The 18,136-nt window shown below is 31.5% G+C and carries 21 protein-coding genes; 15 read left to right on the forward strand and 6 right to left on the reverse strand.

What is annotated here, in order from left to right; all coding sequences use genetic code 11:
* Window positions 1-126 precede the first annotated feature (126 nt).
* The 3 genes from groES to ACM591_RS05635 all read left to right on the forward strand — a co-directional run bounded on the left by groES (window position 127) and on the right by ACM591_RS05635 (window position 3,024).
* A complete protein-coding gene (groES, locus tag ACM591_RS05625) occupies window positions 127-414 on the forward strand; it encodes a co-chaperone GroES (protein WP_029378932.1) in 288 nt (95 codons plus the stop codon).
* 66 nt (window positions 415-480) lie between these two features.
* Window positions 481-2,103 carry a chaperonin GroEL gene (groL, locus tag ACM591_RS05630; RefSeq protein WP_029378933.1) on the forward strand — a complete coding sequence of 541 codons (1,623 nt, stop codon included), beginning with the start codon at window positions 481-483 and terminating at the stop codon, window positions 2,101-2,103.
* Window positions 2,104-2,556: 453 nt separating this feature from the next.
* Window positions 2,557-3,024, forward strand: a complete 468-nt coding sequence (locus ACM591_RS05635) for a DinB family protein (RefSeq protein WP_042362366.1) — start codon at window positions 2,557-2,559, stop codon at window positions 3,022-3,024.
* 266 nt (window positions 3,025-3,290) lie between these two features.
* Here ACM591_RS05635 and ACM591_RS05640 read toward each other — a convergent pair whose 3' ends face one another.
* On the reverse strand, window positions 3,291-4,580 hold the full coding sequence (locus tag ACM591_RS05640; RefSeq protein ID WP_047172120.1) for an aminotransferase class I/II-fold pyridoxal phosphate-dependent enzyme: 1,290 nt from the start codon (window positions 4,578-4,580) through the stop codon (window positions 3,291-3,293).
* Window positions 4,581-4,781: 201 nt separating this feature from the next.
* Here ACM591_RS05640 and ACM591_RS05645 point away from each other — a divergent pair, with 201 nt between their 5' ends.
* The 7 genes from ACM591_RS05645 to pmtD all read left to right on the forward strand — a co-directional run bounded on the left by ACM591_RS05645 (window position 4,782) and on the right by pmtD (window position 9,078).
* A complete protein-coding gene (locus ACM591_RS05645; RefSeq protein ID WP_099265868.1) occupies window positions 4,782-4,877 on the forward strand; it encodes a Trp-rich small protein in 96 nt (31 codons plus the stop codon).
* A gap of 237 nt (window positions 4,878-5,114) precedes the next feature.
* A complete protein-coding gene (locus ACM591_RS05650) occupies window positions 5,115-5,303 on the forward strand; it encodes an SE1626 family protein (RefSeq protein ID WP_042362368.1) in 189 nt (62 codons plus the stop codon).
* Between the two features lie 210 nt (window positions 5,304-5,513).
* Window positions 5,514-5,894, forward strand: coding sequence for a PSM export ABC transporter transcriptional regulator PmtR (gene pmtR, locus ACM591_RS05655; protein ID WP_017723446.1), 381 nt, complete (start codon window positions 5,514-5,516; stop codon window positions 5,892-5,894).
* On the forward strand, window positions 5,891-6,778 hold the full coding sequence (gene pmtA, locus ACM591_RS05660) for a phenol-soluble modulin export ABC transporter ATP-binding protein PmtA (protein WP_069810218.1): 888 nt from the start codon (window positions 5,891-5,893) through the stop codon (window positions 6,776-6,778). The genes pmtR and pmtA overlap by 4 nt, the downstream gene beginning before the upstream one ends.
* 16 nt (window positions 6,779-6,794) lie before the next feature.
* A complete protein-coding gene (gene pmtB, locus ACM591_RS05665; RefSeq protein WP_042362370.1) occupies window positions 6,795-7,457 on the forward strand; it encodes a phenol-soluble modulin export ABC transporter permease subunit PmtB in 663 nt (220 codons plus the stop codon).
* 20 nt (window positions 7,458-7,477) lie between these two features.
* Window positions 7,478-8,350 carry a phenol-soluble modulin export ABC transporter ATP-binding protein PmtC gene (pmtC, locus tag ACM591_RS05670; protein WP_069794753.1) on the forward strand — a complete coding sequence of 291 codons (873 nt, stop codon included), beginning with the start codon at window positions 7,478-7,480 and terminating at the stop codon, window positions 8,348-8,350.
* A complete protein-coding gene (gene pmtD / locus ACM591_RS05675) occupies window positions 8,350-9,078 on the forward strand; it encodes a phenol-soluble modulin export ABC transporter permease subunit PmtD (RefSeq protein WP_047172124.1) in 729 nt (242 codons plus the stop codon). Before pmtC ends, pmtD begins: the two co-directional genes overlap by 1 nt.
* A gap of 81 nt (window positions 9,079-9,159) precedes the next feature.
* Here pmtD and ACM591_RS05680 read toward each other — a convergent pair whose 3' ends face one another.
* A complete protein-coding gene (locus ACM591_RS05680) occupies window positions 9,160-9,720 on the reverse strand; it encodes a thioredoxin family protein (protein WP_029378941.1) in 561 nt (186 codons plus the stop codon).
* Between the two features lie 235 nt (window positions 9,721-9,955).
* Here ACM591_RS05680 and ACM591_RS05685 point away from each other — a divergent pair, with 235 nt between their 5' ends.
* The 3 genes from ACM591_RS05685 (at window position 9,956) to ACM591_RS05695 (ending at window position 11,886) form a co-directional block, all read left to right on the forward strand.
* A complete protein-coding gene (locus ACM591_RS05685) occupies window positions 9,956-10,372 on the forward strand; it encodes a hypothetical protein (RefSeq protein WP_225489540.1) in 417 nt (138 codons plus the stop codon).
* Window positions 10,373-10,477: 105 nt separating this feature from the next.
* A complete protein-coding gene (locus ACM591_RS05690; protein ID WP_029378943.1) occupies window positions 10,478-11,038 on the forward strand; it encodes an HAAS signaling domain-containing protein in 561 nt (186 codons plus the stop codon).
* Window positions 11,035-11,886 carry a DUF4097 family beta strand repeat-containing protein gene (locus ACM591_RS05695; protein WP_029378944.1) on the forward strand — a complete coding sequence of 284 codons (852 nt, stop codon included), beginning with the start codon at window positions 11,035-11,037 and terminating at the stop codon, window positions 11,884-11,886. Before ACM591_RS05690 ends, ACM591_RS05695 begins: the two co-directional genes overlap by 4 nt.
* A 93-nt stretch (window positions 11,887-11,979) precedes the next feature.
* On the opposite strand, the gene ACM591_RS05700 is transcribed toward ACM591_RS05695, so the two are convergent.
* Entirely contained in the window at window positions 11,980-13,020 is a 1,041-nt protein-coding gene (locus ACM591_RS05700) for a C45 family autoproteolytic acyltransferase/hydolase (RefSeq protein ID WP_029378945.1), read from the reverse strand.
* Window positions 13,021-13,644: 624 nt separating this feature from the next.
* Between ACM591_RS05700 and ACM591_RS05705 the strand changes: the two genes are divergently transcribed.
* Window positions 13,645-13,815, forward strand: coding sequence for a hypothetical protein (locus tag ACM591_RS05705; RefSeq protein ID WP_017723456.1), 171 nt, complete (start codon window positions 13,645-13,647; stop codon window positions 13,813-13,815).
* A gap of 179 nt (window positions 13,816-13,994) precedes the next feature.
* Here the strand turns inward: ACM591_RS05705 and ACM591_RS05710 are convergent, their stop codons facing one another.
* Window positions 13,995-14,405, reverse strand: a complete 411-nt coding sequence (locus ACM591_RS05710; RefSeq protein WP_069810220.1) for a YolD-like family protein — start codon at window positions 14,403-14,405, stop codon at window positions 13,995-13,997.
* Between the two features lie 119 nt (window positions 14,406-14,524).
* Here ACM591_RS05710 and ACM591_RS05715 point away from each other — a divergent pair, with 119 nt between their 5' ends.
* Window positions 14,525-15,568, forward strand: a complete 1,044-nt coding sequence (locus ACM591_RS05715) for a lactonase family protein (protein ID WP_042362386.1) — start codon at window positions 14,525-14,527, stop codon at window positions 15,566-15,568.
* Between the two features lie 111 nt (window positions 15,569-15,679).
* Here ACM591_RS05715 and ACM591_RS05720 read toward each other — a convergent pair whose 3' ends face one another.
* Together ACM591_RS05720 and ACM591_RS05725 are read right to left on the reverse strand one after the other, a co-directional pair.
* Window positions 15,680-17,059: an aldehyde dehydrogenase gene (locus ACM591_RS05720; RefSeq protein ID WP_029378948.1), complete on the reverse strand. Its 1,380-nt coding sequence runs from the start codon at window positions 17,057-17,059 to the stop codon at window positions 15,680-15,682.
* Between the two features lie 149 nt (window positions 17,060-17,208).
* Window positions 17,209-18,135, reverse strand: a complete 927-nt coding sequence (locus ACM591_RS05725; RefSeq protein ID WP_029378949.1) for a manganese-dependent inorganic pyrophosphatase — start codon at window positions 18,133-18,135, stop codon at window positions 17,209-17,211.
* Window position 18,136 lies beyond the last annotated feature (1 nt).

Below are 18,136 nucleotides of genomic sequence, written 5' to 3' on the forward strand. Positions count from 1 at the left end.
TACACAAAATTTAGCTGAATAGTTTTAACTTGAAATATTGACCAACTTTGATTATTATAGAAGTACATTAGCACTCATTCACTTTAAGTGCTAAACAATTTTATTCTTTTTAAGGAGGAACAATCAATGTTAAAGCCATTAGGTAACCGAGTAATTATTCAAAAATCAGAGCAAGAGCAAACAACAAAGAGCGGTATTGTATTAACTGATAGCGCGAAAGAGAAATCCAACGAAGGTACGATAATTGCAGTAGGTGCAGGGCGTATTTTAGAAGATGGTTCTCGAGTTGCTCCTGAAGTAAATGAAGGCGATAATGTAGTATTTCAGCAATTCGCTGGAACAGAAGTAAAACGTGGAGACGAAACTTATTTAATCGTAAATGAAGAAGATATTTTAGCTATTATTGAATCATAAAAAATTATAAACAAATTCTGATAATTTCAAAATAAATCAATAAAACATCATGGAGGTATAAGTAATATGGCGAAAGATTTAAAATTCTCTGAAGACGCACGTCAATCTATGTTAAGAGGTGTAGATAAATTAGCTAACGCCGTTAAAGTTACAATTGGACCAAAAGGGCGTAATGTAGTATTAGATAAAGAATACACATCACCGCTTATCACAAATGATGGTGTGACAATCGCTAAAGAAATTGAACTAGAAGACCCTTATGAAAACATGGGTGCAAAATTAGTTCAAGAAGTTGCTAACAAAACAAATGAAATTGCTGGTGATGGAACAACAACTGCGACTGTTTTAGCTCAAGCTATGATACAAGAAGGATTGAAGAACGTCACAAGCGGTGCAAATCCAGTAGGTTTACGTCAAGGTATTGATAAAGCTGTAGAAGTAGCAATTAATGCATTACATGATATTTCTCAAAATGTAGATAATAAAAATGAAATTGCTCAAGTTGGTTCAATTTCTGCTGCAGATGAAGAAATCGGTAAATATATTTCTGAAGCTATGGAAAAAGTTGGAAACGACGGCGTTATTACCATTGAAGAATCTAGTGGTTTTAACACAGAATTAGAAGTTGTAGAAGGTATGCAATTTGATCGAGGGTATCAATCACCGTATATGGTAACAGATTCAGATAAAATGGTTGCAGAACTTGAAAAACCTTATATTTTAATTACTGATAAAAAGATTTCATCTTTCCAAGACATTTTACCGCTATTAGAACAGGTTGTTCAATCAAATCGTCCAATCTTAATCGTAGCTGACGATGTGGAAGGTGATGCGTTAACAAATATAGTATTAAACCGTATGCGTGGTACATTCACTGCTGTTGCTGTTAAAGCTCCTGGTTTCGGTGATCGTCGTAAAGCAATGTTAGAAGACTTAGCGATTTTAACAGGTGCACAAGTAATTACAGATGATCTAGGATTAGATATTAAAGATGCAACAATTGATATGTTAGGTACATCAAATAAAGCTGAAATTACAAAAGACAATACAACTGTTGTTGATGGTGATGGAGACCAAAACAACATCGATGCACGTGTAAGCCAAATTAAAGCTCAAATTGAAGAAACAGATTCTGAGTTCGATAAAGAAAAATTACAGGAACGTTTAGCTAAATTAGCAGGTGGCGTAGCTGTAATTAAAGTTGGTGCAGCAAGCGAAACAGAATTAAAAGAACGTAAATTACGTATTGAAGATGCGTTAAACTCTACAAGAGCTGCCGTTGAAGAAGGTATCGTAGCTGGTGGAGGAACTGCCTTCATGAATATTTATGATAAAGTTTCTAAAATTGAAGCTGAAGGCGATATAGCAACTGGTATTAATATTGTATTGAAAGCTTTAGAAGCACCTGTACGCCAAATTGCTGAAAATGCTGGTTTAGAAGGTTCAATTATAGTTGAAAGACTTAAAAATGCAGACGTAGGCGTTGGTTTCAATGCGGCTACAAATGAATGGGTAAATATGTTAGAAGCTGGTATTGTTGACCCTACTAAAGTAACACGTTCATCATTACAACATGCTGCAAGTGTTGCTGCAATGTTCCTTACTACAGAAGCAGTTGTTGCTAATATTCCAGAAGAAAGTAGTAACGACGCTCAAGCAGGTATGGGCGGCATGCCAGGAATGATGTAAAGTTCCATATAGATATTTAAGTAAATAGTATGTGACTTTCCTTGATAAAATATATGTAGTGAAAGTTAGAGGCTGGGGCAATTTTTTAATTGTCTCAGCCTTAATCTTTGTGTTGGTAGTAACTCACTCTATTGGAAAAATAAATATACACTGTGTTTCTAACTTATGTGCAAACCATAGCAGTATAATCCATTTTAGTGAAAGGTAATTTATGGATAGTAAGATTGAATGGATATTTAGACAACACTTAGCAGAGTGTAATATAGCTTTAAATTAAAAGTATTGAACTTCTGTACAAATTATATAATGTTAAATTTTTCATTTTCTAAAGCATTTTATTATGTGAATATTTAATTATAGTTTAGGGTAAAGTATGTAAGTATAATTAGAAGCGGTTCTTATACATGATTTTAAGTGTACTTAAAATTTTGAAAGACGAAAGGAAGTTTAATTATGACAAAACCAACAGTTTATGAAGTTATCGATTTAGGTATTAACTATTTAATATCAGGATATGATAATTGGAGTAACGAACAGGTGCTAGATGATAAGATTGCTGCCTTTCCAAATACAATTCATTGGCAATATGGACATGTACTTACGATATTTGAAAGTGCATTATCACTATGTGAACAAAATGAAGTAGATATTGCTAAATATACAAGTTTATTTGGATATGGTTCTTCACCAGAAAAGTGGGGAGATGAAAATATTCCTACCGTTGATGAAATATTTGAACATTTAAAAACATTACCAGACCGTGCGAGAAGTTTAACTGATGAACAGTTAGAGCAAGAATTGACAGAAACTATTGCTGGTTGTAGTACGTTGAATGAATTGTTAGTACTTAACGCGATTCATATTCCATTACATGCTGGTAAAATTGAAGAAATGTCACGTATACTTAAACAACATCAATAGATATAACGAATTTAATAAGCTCATAACATAAAAAGATATTTTGGGCTGTTTTAATACATCGTTGCTCTTGTTCGAGTTGGATAAGCATAGCGAGAGATTTCTTAGCAAAAGTCAGTGTTTCGGCACTCCTGTTGGGGTGGACGCTAGCTAGTAATATTTACTTATATTTACAATGGTTGTAGGACTTTTCAATTATGAAAAAAAGAGGTGCACTGAAAGCTTTAAACTTTCAGTGCACCTCTTTAATATTATTTTAAAGTAATAAATTATTTTTGTAATTCTGAGATTGCCTTTGCAATTGTGTCAAATACATGTGGGATATCGTCTTTTTCAACACAACTAAACGCGATACGTATATCAGTATCATTTAGCGCAATAATACCAATTGAATAAGTTTCTATTAAGTATAAACGCAATTGTTCAGGATCTACACCATGAACTTTTAATGCCATGAAATATCCAGAATTAAAGTCATACACTTGCCAATAAGGCGCATATTGATCGTCATAAACTACTGACTTAGTGATTTCATATCTTGCTTGTAGTGTATCAATATTATGTTGTATTTCATCTTCGAAAGTCTCAGGGTGTTCTAAAACATATTTAACAGCACTTTGAGAAGGCATTGGCCCACTTGAAATGTTACTTCTAATTAATCCTTTTACTTTTTCTTCAAGAACGTGCTTAGTTGTTTCATTTGAGACACCAAAGCTAATGAATCCAACTCGAAGGCCCCAAGCAAAGAATTCTTTTGTAGCACCATCTAAACGGATTGGTAGTACATTATCTAAACGTAAATTAGTTAACGCAGTAAATAGTGATTGTGTATATACGTCTTCATAAAATAAACCATAATAAGCATCATCTACCAAAGCAATAACATTTGTACCACGTTCTGCTAAAGATTTGATAGCAGTAACAATAGTACTAACTTCTTCTTTAGTAGGTGTGTAGCCAGTTGGATTATTTGGATAGTTTAAAATTAAAATCACTTTATCTTTTTGGTAGTTTTCCAAAGTATCAACAAAGTTATCAGTTGTAAAACGACCACCTTCATCAAAGATATCGTATGTCTCGATATCAGCGTTGTGTCTAGCGCTATATACAAGTTTATAATTTCCCCAATTATGAGTTGGCAATAGTAATGTATCACCACTATCTACAAACATGTCTGCTACTAATGATAAACCATGTGTTAAAGCATTAGTAAGAATTGGTCTAGTCATGTCATTTACATCTAAATCTGGGTTTTCTTTTAACATTTTTTGTTGCCATAAATCACGGAGTGATTCAATACCTTGAGGAGGAGCGTATGGAAAGATTTCATCGGGAGTAAGCTCTGTAAAAACATCATTTAATGTATTAGCATACATTTTACTGTCTTTATAAGTAGCCATACCGATTGTTGCATTATACTTTGTAGATTTTGCCTCAGCAGACTGAGATAAAATGCCCTTTGGATAATACATTAATTTTCCAAGATCTGATAGCATATCAGCTATTTCTGGGTTTGATTTAGACAATTTTTCATTTAAATCTAAAGCTAAAGGATTCATATGTTGGTCAACCTCTCTTTACTATTTCAGGATACTATTATATTATCGCGAAACAGCTTTAAATTAAAGCATAGCGCAAAGATTTGACGGAAAAATAAAAAAACTATGCTTTTACGCGAACATACGTTCTGTTTTATGTTAGAATATGGTTAGGCCATCGAAATCCTACATGGTACTTTTTTCTGTGGGAGGTGTAATATGATCACGTGGTGGCAAGAAATGATAACAACTTTGTTAACAGGTAGCTTACTTGTTGTATTCCGTGTTTGGTTAGAAAATAAATGGAAAGACAAATAGGTGGCCTTACACACAAAAAACCCCCAAGTCTGCGTCATCAGACTTGGGGTTGTGTAATATAATCCGTGGATACATTAGTAATTTTACCATCATATTTAAATGACTGCAAACAATATATTCTATTGCTTAGGTTATGGTAGAGGGAAATTAAAATTTAAAAATATTAAATGAATCAGTAGAGATTTAGAAATACTTAACATAATTTGATATAATGAAAATTGTTTTGAGGTGAAATGAATGAAACATTTAACAAAGATATTTGTAATTATTGCTATTGCTTTGTTTGTGGTAGGGTATTACTTGCAAGCTACAGGACATGAAAGTTCTGGCATAAAATTATTAATCGCGGCTATAATGTTTATGGTTTGTGCGTTTATCAACCGCAATAATAATAGACGAAAAAAGAAAAATGACCAAAAGAAGTAATAGTTATTATAAAGACTATATTTATGAAAAAACAAGAATTTGTTTTCTTTCAGAATATAGTCTTTTAATTTTGTATATGAATCTCGAAAATAATATTTAGTGTTCAAAAATCACAAAATTAAAAAGTATGCAATTAATTTCTAATTTTCTATTTACAAGCGTGTATATATTGTATATATTGTGTATATACAGTTGCAAGGGAGGACGTCCGTGAAAATACTTTTAAAAAATAGTAGTGAAAGCCCTATCTATGAACAAATCAAGCAACAAATTAAAGAAAATATTTTAAAAGGCTACGTAGTTCCAGGCGAACATTTACCTTCTATGCGTGAGTTAGCACAAGATTTAAGCGTTAGCGTGATAACTACTAAGCGTGCATACGAAGACTTAGAAAAAGATGGATTTGTCTTTACAATTAGGGGTAAGGGCACGTTTGTAAAAGAACAAGATAGTTCCATTTTGAAAGAAAAACAATTCATCGTGATTGAGTCATTAGCTAAATCAATGAGTAAAGAAGCCAAGACAATTGGTATGTCATTACCTGAGCTACAAGAAATTCTGGAGATGATCTTTGAGGAGGACGAGGAATGAAAGCTATAGAATTAAATGCTGTTAATTATCAGCATAAAGAATTCAAGTTGAATGATATTTCTTTTGAAGTTCCTCAAGGATTTGTCACAGGTTTTATTGGCGCAAACGGTGTTGGCAAAACGACACTCATTAGATTAATTATGGATTTAATTGAACCTGAACAAGGAGAAATCTTAGTTTTTAATAAACAGATGAAAGACAACGCTGAGGAAATCAAAAATAGAATCGGTTTTATTTATTCAGAGCTGTATTTAAATGATAAATGGACTATTAACAAAATTGAAAAATATATCGCTCCTTTTTATAAAAAGTGGGACAGTGCTCGTTTCAATTACTTTCTTGAAAAATTTAATTTAGTTCGGGATAAAAAGTTGAAAACCTTCTCAACAGGGATGAAAATGAAATTATCTATTGCGATTGCTTTTAGCCATCATGCAGAATTATTTATTTTAGACGAACCTACTTCTGGTTTAGACCCAATTGTTCGCAATGAAGTTTTAGATATCATTCAACAAGAACTCATCGATGAAAATAAAACTGTATTTATTTCCACACACATTATTTCAGATTTAGAGAAAATTGCTGATTACTTAGTGTATTTAAAAGATGGTGAAATTGTGTTTAATGATTTTTTGGATGATATTCTGAATAAGTTTCAAATTGTAAAAGGCGATTCAAATCAGATAGACGATGAGTTAGTTTCTTTAGCATATTATATAGAATATAATAAAACCGGTTATACGGTGCTTACAACACATGCAAATGTATTTAAAGAAATATTTGGTAATGAGGTAGCAATAACTAAACCTAAAATTGAAGAACTTATGGTTTTCCTCGAAAAAGGAATACACAAAATTGAATTTGAAAATGATGGCATTTCATAGTGAGGAGGGCCATTAGATGAAAAATTTACTTATTAGAAATATAAAATTACGTAAATGGACTATAATTATTTATTCGATGTTATTGTTGCTTTCGCCATTACAATTAGTGATTGGGAATGATACGTTACTTACTAAATCAATTTATTCAGCCGTTGCGATGATATTATTGTTCATATCTATCGTTGATTCTGGACATGCGTTTAGGTTCAATAGTAAATTAGGGCACAAAATGTCATATGATTTTTTTGCGAGTTTACCAGTTTCAAAAAAGGCTCTACTTAATGCAAACTATGTGACGGTAATTATGTTTACACTAATAGGAGCGGCTATATTATCACTATACAATATACCGGATTCTAACGTTTCTGCGGACCAATTAAATTTGAATGTTATGGTGCCTTATTCTTATATAACAATTAACTTCTTTGCTATACCTATAGCATTTAAAAGGTATACTGAACAAAAATCGGAATATATTTCTTACTTGATATACCTACTAACTATGTTTATTATTATACCGGTTTTTGTCATACTGGTTGCTGTTGGTCTTATCGCAGTATTTAACTTTAATTTAAGACAATTGGATTATTTAGAACCGATGTTTAACTATGGATTTTTAGTAATGAGTATTTTGTTTTTTATTGCAAATTATTTCATTCAGTATAAAAAAGTAAATTAATCTCAAAGGGAGGCGCATTTATGGAATTAAAGAATATTACTAAAACGTATGGTAGTAATAATGTTTTAGACCATATTGATTTTGATTTTGGTCAAAGCCAAATTGTGGGCTTGATAGGTAAAAATGGTGTTGGAAAAACGACACTGATGAAAGTTATGAATGGAAATATTATCAATTATAAAGGTGATGTGAAAACAGGTAATAAAGAAAATATCGGTTACCTCATCGAACATCCGAAATTGTATGATAATAAATCAGGATTATATAATTTAAAACTTTTTGCGAATGTTTTAGGTAAAGGGTTCGACAAAAAATATGCAGATCAAATTATCGATGCATTCGGTATGAGACCTTATGTTAAGAAAAAAGTTAAAAAATATTCTATGGGTATGAAACAAAAGTTAGCAATCGCTGTTTCATTAATGAATAAACCGAAGTATTTAATTCTTGATGAACCTACTAACGGTATGGACCCAGATGGTTCTATTGATGTTTTAAAAACAATCCAATCACTTGTAAAAGAGTTAGAAATGAAAATTTTAATTTCTAGTCATAAGTTGGATGATATTGAATTAATTTGCGATAGAGCAGTATTCTTACGTGATGGAAAATTTGTACAAGATGTAGACATGAAAGAAGGTACACCTTCTGACTCTACAGTACTAATGTTTGAAGAAAATGATTTCGACACTGCTGCAACATTCTTAAATGAGGAGTTTGACGTAATTCAAACACAACAAGCGAGTGGAGAAATTATTATAAAAGCTCAAAATAGCTATAAAAATGTGCTTAAAGGTTTAGCGAACAAAGATATTTATCCTAAATTTATTGAAACACGTAAGAGTTCATTGCGTGATACTTACTTCAATATTAATCAGAAAGGCGGTCAATAATGAATAGTTTACAACTCGTAAAATATGATTTGTTCAGCATTTTTAAAAGTCCGTTAACGTATTTAGCGTTGCTTCTAACATTGTTACCAATGGTTGGCTTCATAATTTTATTTTTACAACAAGCAGATGAAATGAATGGCAATACATTACTTACAATAGGTAGTTGGTTCTTTTCAATTATGGGCTTGCTATTTGTAATTAAAACTATTACACGTGATATTTCACAAGGTACAATTCAACTATACATGAATAAAACTTCTAATCGTATTGGTTACATTATTGCAAAAGTGATTTCGATTATTTTAATTGCAGTATTGATTACAGCTGTATTAGTTGCATTTGTACTTATTGTTCAAGGTTTCGTTGAAGGGGACAACATTAAAACTAAAAAGATTTTTGAACTATTAGGATTCTTTTTAATGTTCCATTTATTCTTTGGATTACTTTTATATTTATTTTCACTTATCGTACCTAAGACAGCACTTATATTTACGCTTGGTGTATTCTTAGTGTTAATTGTTCCATTTGCGGAGCCATTCTTGCCTATGATTCCTAAAATTGGAGACAATATACAAGATTCATTAAAATATATTCCATTTAGCTATTTAACTTCAAAAACAACTTCAGGTGATTATACATTTACGAACTGGCAATGGTTTATAACTTCAGCGTCGATCGTTATCTTATTCGTTGTTAATATATTCTATTCATCTAAGAAAGATATTTAACAGTGGGTAGCTAATAAAAGATATAGATGTAAAAGAAAGACGTATGAATGTGCAGTTAAACAGCATCATTCATACGTCTTTTTATTTTATAATTAACTTATCTAATATGGAATCATAAACATATTTCCATAATTGAGAATCAGTTTTGTAACGATTCATCATGATTGTATGTGCTTCAGCAGACTTGTCTTCAAAAGTTGGATCATCTTTTGCTGGAACGTTTGAACGTGCTTCATCTACAAAGTGTTGCACTTGTCTTGCACGTGGTCCCCAAACAGTTTGTTGTTCATAATCATCATTTAAGAAAACAAAAATAGGTATTGAACGAGCGGTTCCATTTGTTAAATACTGATCTATTAAATCTGTATTTTCATCGCGATGGAATACTCGAACTTCTAAATTTAAAGTTTCACTAATATGTTTTAAAATTGGGACGTTCATCATGGCATCCCCACACCAATCTTCAGTGATGACTAATACTTTTGAATAGTTCAATGATTTAATCTTTTCAATTCGATTATCCTCTTCTGGTAAAGAGAAAGAATTGTAAATCGTCAACAAATTCTCTTTGTTTTCAGTCATAGCTTCGATATATTGATCAAGCGGTTGACTGTTTTTGAAATAAGTTTCTAAACTTGTCATAATATTTCCCCCCTTTAGCGTATTAGTTATTATTATATCAATTTTTAAATATGAAAGAAAATTTTAAATACTTAGAAAAAAAAATTTGATTTTAAGTTAACCTGATAATTAAAAATATCAAATTAGTTTTTGATTATATATATGGAGTGAGGCAACAATATTGAATTTACATAGGTCATTTAAATTATTAATAATTGCGCTTTTTATGGCAATGGGGATAGGGGCTGTCCTAAATGTGGTTTACATTAATCATACGCAATCTACGGATTTATCTCAGTTAACTATTGATAATATGAAGTTAGACACACAAATAGATGGCCATAAATATACAGCATATAATGATATCGTAATGAAAAATCATCGGATTTATACAAAAGATTACGAACCTTATCTAACATTAAAAGTCAGTAAAAAAGACGATTACTTGAAAGGTATCACGCTCGTTAAAGATACTACGATTGAGACTAATTTTAATGCAAGTATAGATGGTGATATACAAAACGTAATTAATCAATTAGGTGATTATTATAAGATTAAGCAGTTACATAAATCATATAAAGTCATTACATATAGAGACAAAGTTAATCAAATAAAGTTATCTATTGTGTGCAAACATGATAAAATAAAGAAAATTGAATTCTATAAGAAATAAAGGATTTAAAAATCTAATGAATGACAATCCTATGCAATAAGTGATTCTTAGATATTACATAAAATATTTTGATTCGAATCTAGAATTAGAATGGCGGTAGATAATTTGGATAAAATCACTTTCTTGAATGAGCTTGAACAAGAATTAAATAGCATACCAAGCGCAGAACGAGATAACGTCATGTATGAGTATGAGCAATACTTCTTTGATCAAGAAAGAGAGGGAAAAAATGAATATCAAATTATAGGTGCATTAGAATCACCTAAAAAAATTGGAAAAGAGATTAAAGCAAAGAATGCAATTGTTTCTGCCGAGTATAAGCCAAATGCTAAATCAATTCTTAGAGCGATTATGGCCTCACTAGGCATGGGTATTTTGTCTTTAATCATTATCTTGATACCAATGATATTTATTGGTAGTTTTATGTTCATATTACTTTTGGTTGCATTGTTTTTAGCAATTAGCCCGATTTTATTAATTATTCATGGCTCATTATATAATATGTTTAGCTTAGCAATTAGTAATTATCTTTTTGCGTTTTCATTTACTGGTTTAGGCATTGTATTATTTGTGATCATTGCGAAATTAGCTCAATTCGTTTATCGTTTGATACTAAAATACTTACGTTGGAATATCAAGACGATTAAAGGAAGTGCAAATGAATGAGGAAATTATTCTTTAGTGGTTTAGCATTATTTATTGTGTGCTTTACCTTAGGCTGTATCACATGGTTTGGTTTTGAAAAGCAAAACAATAAACTTAATGTTATTGATAAAACGTATAATGATGCGGAAGTAAATCATTTAGATATTGACAGCCGTTCTAGTAATGTAACGATAGCAAAGGGAAATAAGTTTGCAATTCATTATAAAGGCCAACAGAAAGTAAATATAAATAAAGGTAAGCAATCATTAAATGTGAAAGAAACGAGTAATCGAGTCGATAATTATGGCTTGAATTATAATCCGTTTAGACAAATTAAGGCTGAAATGAAAATCACGATACCAAATGAAAAATTAAAGGAATTGAAAGTTTCGAGCAAGGCACGCAATATTAAGCTTCAAAATATCAAAGCTGATAAAGTAGGCTTGAATATGAATGACAGAACTGGCAGTCGTGTTTATGTGCAAAATTCAGAAATTGAAAAAATGTTGTATAGAGGTTTGAAATCACCTATACATATTAGTGATAGTAAAATCGTTAATGCTAATATTAAAACCAAAGATGCGAGTATATATGCTCAAAATGCATTGATTAAAAACTCTGTGTTGCTTGCTCAAAGTGGCCATATCCAATTAGATCGTATGGACATTGACTCTGCATTTAAAGCTTCTACTCAAAATGGTGATATTATTATGTCTTATAATAAAAAACCAGATAATACGTTATTAAAATTAAATCCTGATGATGGCGTTGAAAAAGTCAATAATAAGAGTTTTGATAACGATAGAGTTGGAGAAGGGGACAATATTTTAGAATTCTATACTGTACACGGTGATATTCATATTAATTAATAGACTATATATTAAAATAGCTATGGAGAAATCTATATTGATAGATGACTTCATAGCTATTTTTCTAACGTATTATCCTATTTGATATGAATTTTAATAACTGGCAAAGGTCAAATCAGTGTCTATATATCCATAGAAGGAATGAATATCTAGTGGTTGCCCGTTTAGCCATTGTTTAAAATCAATTACTGTAGGTGTATTATTTTCACCTAAAGTCATGTATGCTTTAAGCGATTGTGGTTCATACATAGTCGTATGAATTGTACCAGACCAACTTTTAAATAATTTACTATATATTTCAAATTCTGGATTATTAAATAATTCAAATGCGTGCATTTTATCCAAACCATTTGGTGTTTGTTGTAAAAGCCTATCTAAACGTTCTTTAGATTCTTTGGTATAATTTCTGTTCTCATGAGTTAGTATCTTGAAATGGTTTGTACATGTACGATCATACCTTACATCAAGTGATCTAGGAGAAACTTCGATTATGGCATGATTTAAGTGTTTATCCATGACAATATAGCTAAATGAACTTCTGTGTGGAATTTCTTTCAATAATTGAATTGCCTCTGGCACGTCTTTACAATATTGTAAAATGAGTCTACCAATCATATAGCATACGAAGCCATCGCCTGGATGTTTTCTATGCATGAAGTTATAACCCATAGATAATCCAGCTTCATTCATACCATCCATTCTGCCAGTCACGCGAGATGTTGGACCAATTTGTGCTAATCCTCCATCATTTGGTTGGAAAAGTTGATAACGACCATCATAAGTTGCAGGGTGATAGTCATAATTTCTTACCATGTAGTCTTGTCCCAAGTAAATTGTACAACCACTATTCTTTAGTGGTGTAAAACGATAGTGTGCAAAGTTTAGAATCATTTGATTTGTTGGTAGATTAAGGACTTCTTGTATACCTCTGATTTCTTCCCATATTTGAGGTGCATAGGTTTGAAAGATATCATATGTTTCTTTTATGTGAATATCAAAGCGAGGCATACGTTTTTTCCATTCTTTTTCTCTATTTTTTAATAGTGGCGTTTGTTGCATCCACTGAGCAGTTTGTACACCTAAATCGAAATGCGATCCGCGGTGAGTTAATATATCTGTTTTTACTTTTTGCATAATGTAAAACTCCTGTTTTAGTCGTGTAATCTTACAAATTTGTAACTTTATTGTAACCCCATGTTAATTGTATTATACGATGCTTGTCGTTATTATAAGTATAACAACGACGACTGGTTATTTATTTTTAAATTAAAATGAGGTGATTGCAATGGCAAATTATTATGATGCTGTTAGAGATGCAATGAGTACTTGGTGGGGCAAGTAATTAACTAAGCGGCTGGGACAAATTAATTGTCTCAGCCTTAATTATTATATAAAGTAAGTGAAACATTTGCATGAGCGCCAGCTTAAATAAACAATTTATACGTATTGACTCTAGTGATTTTCGCCGGGGTGGGACTGCGAAATAGTCTTAAATAGATTAGATTTCTTTCCCACTCCTTTTTCTATATGACTAATAAATGTAATATTTTTAAGAGTTCTGTTATTATTAAAGTATTAAAGGTAGTAATTAATATACAGTCTTTAATTATAACTTAAAGCATTACTACAATAATATCATATTATTACTATAATAATATTTAAATTAAAGTAGTGAAAAGCGGGTATATATTTATTGATGCTTTTAAGTATGCTATCATTAATAACGGATATGTTAATAATTTATTGAGGTGAAACAGAATGTGGAATTTTATTAAAGGTTTATTTAAATTTGTATTCGGTACAATCCTTACTGTATCATTAGCAGCAGGAATTGGTGCAGTAGTGTTCGCTTATATTTTCAAAAAAGACTTTGAAGATATTGAAAGTAAAACAAAAGAGATTGTTTCAGATATCGAATCTAATAATTAAATTATTAATAGAACACTTTACAGTGTTCTATTTTTTTATGCATATAAGTACTAGGGAACTGGGTTAAATTACTATTACTAGGCTTTTCATAAATAAACATGAGTTTAGTTGAACTTCCTAAAGCTATATGAAGTGAAATAAGACTGAGTATAAGATTTGTAGTACAAAAACGATTGTAGCTATGGATTATATGGATTAATGCGAGTGATATCAAAAAGTGATAATTTAATAATTTCTGAGTTGTTTAGCGAATACCCCTCTAAACACATATGAATCATGTCAATATTCTTAATTTTTAAGGTTATATGTTCTAGCCAACCAGATTGGTAATATTCAATTGTAATGTGTTTTTCCGTATGTAATGCTTGATGAAGTTGTAAATTAAGTTCACTCAATTGATCGTCTGATAACATTGGGCGATCAATTTTATTTTGGTCAATCAAATATTGCTGTATGGTTTCGAATTGTTCTGGCAAGGTAGCGAACGGCTGCCATTTAACCATGCCACGACCTTTAGGTATATTGGGATTTAAATATTCTCTAGGAATATTTCTATAATCAGTTTCATTCTTAAATTCTTTCGGAATCATTTTATCACCTCGATACTATTATAGAACATATGTTCGATTAAGTGAAGTGATAATTCATTATATTGTATTTGTAATAAATCTCTATTAAAATGAAACTATCATAATATGGAGGGGTTTTCATAATGACGATAGGTTATATCGGTACTTATACAAAAAAAGAAGGTAAAGGGGTCTACCGTTTCCAACTTGATGAACAAACTGGAAAAATAATTGAAGTTGAAACTGGGTATGAACTAGAAGCATCAACTTATTTAAATCAGCATAATTCATTTTTATATGCGATAAATAGAGAAGGCGACAATTGTGGTATCGCTAGCCTTAAAATAGAGAAAGATGGCAAGTTAAGCCTCATTAATAAATGTTTAGCGTCAACAGCTGGTACTGGTTGTTATGTTTCAGTATCACCAGATGGTAAATATATTTTTGAAACTGTTTATGGTGCAGGATTAGCACGTATATATGAAGCAAATCCACACACAGGAGAAATTGTTCGACTTATACAGGAATTAGCACATGATTTTCCAACTGGTCCGTCAGAGCGACAAGATCATGCACATATTCATTTTATGGATATCACGCCAGATAAAAAATATGTAGTGGCAATGGACTTAGGTACGGACAAAATGGTGACATATGAGTTTGGTGATGAAGGATACAGTGAATATGCTGTATTTGATTTTGAACCAGGTGATGGACCTAGACATATTACCTTCCATGAAAATGGTAAATATGCCTATGTAGTTCATGAAATATCAAATATTGTAAGTACAGTAAAATATGAAGATGGTAAATTTACAGAAATAGAACGTCATTTGACGATTCCAGAAAACTTTGAAGGTGATACAAAATTAGCAGCAGTGAGATTATCAAAAGATCAAAAATTCTTATACATTAGTAATAGAGGTCACGATAGTATTGCTATTTTCAAAGTAGCTGATGAAGGAGATATGATTTCATTAGTAGATATCGTATCAAGTGGCGGTGAGTTTCCACGTGATTTTAACATTACTGATTCAGATGATTACTTAGTGTGTGCACACCAAGAAGGTGATTATGCACTTACTGTATTTAGACGTGATAAAATAACTGGTGAACTAGAAAAAGTAGACGATAAACATACTGCGCCTGAAGGTGTCTGTGTACAGTTTTTAAAAGAAACATAAACTTAGAAGTTTATTGAATAACGTAATCACTAACTTAATACTATAAAAAATGCGCCTATCCCAAATATATTGGGAGGGCGCATTTTTGCTTTAGAACTTCCATAAATAGAGTTACTTATTAAAGAAAGCTTTAATATATTTAAATTTCCCTTTATATGGTGGAAACAACAAACTAGATTCAAGTCGAGTTGATTTAAAAATATATGATTTGTCATGGCTAAAAGTATCGAAACTGTATTTACCATGATATTGACCAATGCCAGAAGCGCCAACACCACCAAATGGTAAGTTTGAATTTGCTAATTGCATCAAGGTATCGTTAATTGCGCCACCGCCAAATGATATTTCATTTAATACACGCTCTGTTGCATTTTCATCTTCACTAAACAAATATAAGCTTAGTGGTTTAGGTTTGGAACGTATTAAATCAATAGCTTCATCGAAATCATCGTACGTAATAATTGGTAAAATAGGACCAAAAATTTCGTCTTCCATTATTTTAGCGTTAAAAGTAATCCCATCTAACAGTGTAGGAGCAATGTACCTTTCATCTTCATTTGATCCACCACCAAAGACAATCTCAGCATGATGAACCTTTAATAAATTATCTAAACGACTAAAATGTTTATGGTTTACAATACGTCCAAAATCAGGGCTTTCTTGAATGTTATTACCATAAAATTCGGTAATGGTTTTTTTAAGCGCAGCGATTAATTCATCCTTAACTTTACGATTCACAAGTATATAGTCAGGAGCAACACAAGTTTGTCCAGCATTTGTAAATTTACCAAAACTGATACGTTCGCTTGCAACTTTAATGTTTGCTGTTTCATCAATGATTACTGGAGACTTACCGCCAAGTTCTAACGTTACAGGAGTTAAATTTTTACTCGCTGCTTGATACACAATTTTACCAACTTGTTCGCTACCAGTGAAAAAGATATAATCAAATGGTAACCGGATTAATGATTGCGTAGTTTCAGCATCACCTTCACAAATACTAATGTATTCAGGATCGAATACATCTTCGATTACACGTTTAATAACTTCTGAAACGTTTGGCGTGAATTCAGAAGGTTTGAGTATGGCAGTATTTCCAGCTGCTATAGCACCAATAAGTGGCTCAATTAGTAATTGGAAGGGATAATTAAAAGGTCCAATTATTAAAACTGTGCCATAAGGCTCTTTTATGATATAGCTTTTAGTTGGAAACATATAAATAGGCGTATTGACTTGTTTTCTTTTAGCCCAATTTTTGAGTTCTTTACGAGCATTTTTAATACTTTTTAAAGTGAAACCAATTTCAGTAGCATAAGCTTCAACTTTATTCTTACCTAAATCTTTTTGAAAGGCCTCTAATAAGGCGGCTTCATGATTTTTGATACTTTTACCCAAAAGTTTAAGCTGTTTTCTTCTAAATTTTAAATCTTTAGTCACGTGTGTTTTAAAATATTGAGTACTATTGTGGAAAGTTTGCTCTATTGAATTCAAATATATTCCTCCTAGTATGATAGATGTGTTTCGTAGGTATAAGTGATAAAAAACTGGAACATATGAACTATGTTCCAGTATAATGAATGTTTAAATCTAGATATTTAATTAAAATCACCTTAAAACTGTAGTAACTTAAAGGCTTTTGACTAGTTTAAAGCCTCTGTGATTTGAGGAACTACTTGTTTCTTACGTGATACAACACCAGGTAAGAATGCAGTATTGTTATCAAGCTCTACATTGAAAGCAATACCAACTTTATCTTTCTCTGCACCAACGACTAAGATTTTAGAGTCACTATTAATAATGTCTGTAACTACTAATACAAATAAATCATATTTTTCATTAGCACTTACTTCTAACATTTCTTTTTCTAACTCTTCTTGACGTGCAAATACTTCATCAATATCAACAGTATTAACTTGTGCGATACGTGTTACATAGTCACCCATGTTGAATGACTTCGCGTCCATAGTTAAAATGTCTGTTGCTGATTTTTCTTTAGTAGAAGCGCCAGCTTTTAACATTTCTAAACCATAACTTTCTAAGTCAACACCAGCAATTGATTTTAACGCTTCAGCTGCTTTTACATCTTCTTCTGTACAAGTAGGTGATTTGAATAATAGGCTATCAGAGATAATTGCTGATACCATTAATCCAGCAATTTCTGGTTTGATTTCAAAACCGCGTTCTTGATACATTTTGTATAAAATTGTAGCTGTACAACCAACTGGCTCGGAACGGTAGTATAATGGTGCAGCCGTTTCAAAGTTAGAAATTCTGTGATGATCGACCACATGGTGAATTGTAGCGCCATTAATTGAATCAGCACTTTGTTGGAATTCATTATGGTCTACTAATATTACTTTTTGATCGGATAAATCATCGTTAAGTAACTCTGGTGCAGTTACATTAAAATGATCTAAAGCATATTGTGTTTCAGGTCCTACTTCACCTAAACGGTATGCAGTAGCTTCAGTATTACCTGTTTGTTGTTCGAAATCTGCCATGATAATAGCAGATGAAATTGCGTCTGTGTCTGGATTTTTATGTCCGAAAATATAAGTTTTTGCCATA

Source organism: Staphylococcus sp. Ze2 (assembly GCF_048568365.1).
GTDB classification, from domain to species: Bacteria; Bacillota; Bacilli; order Staphylococcales; family Staphylococcaceae; genus Staphylococcus; species Staphylococcus xylosus.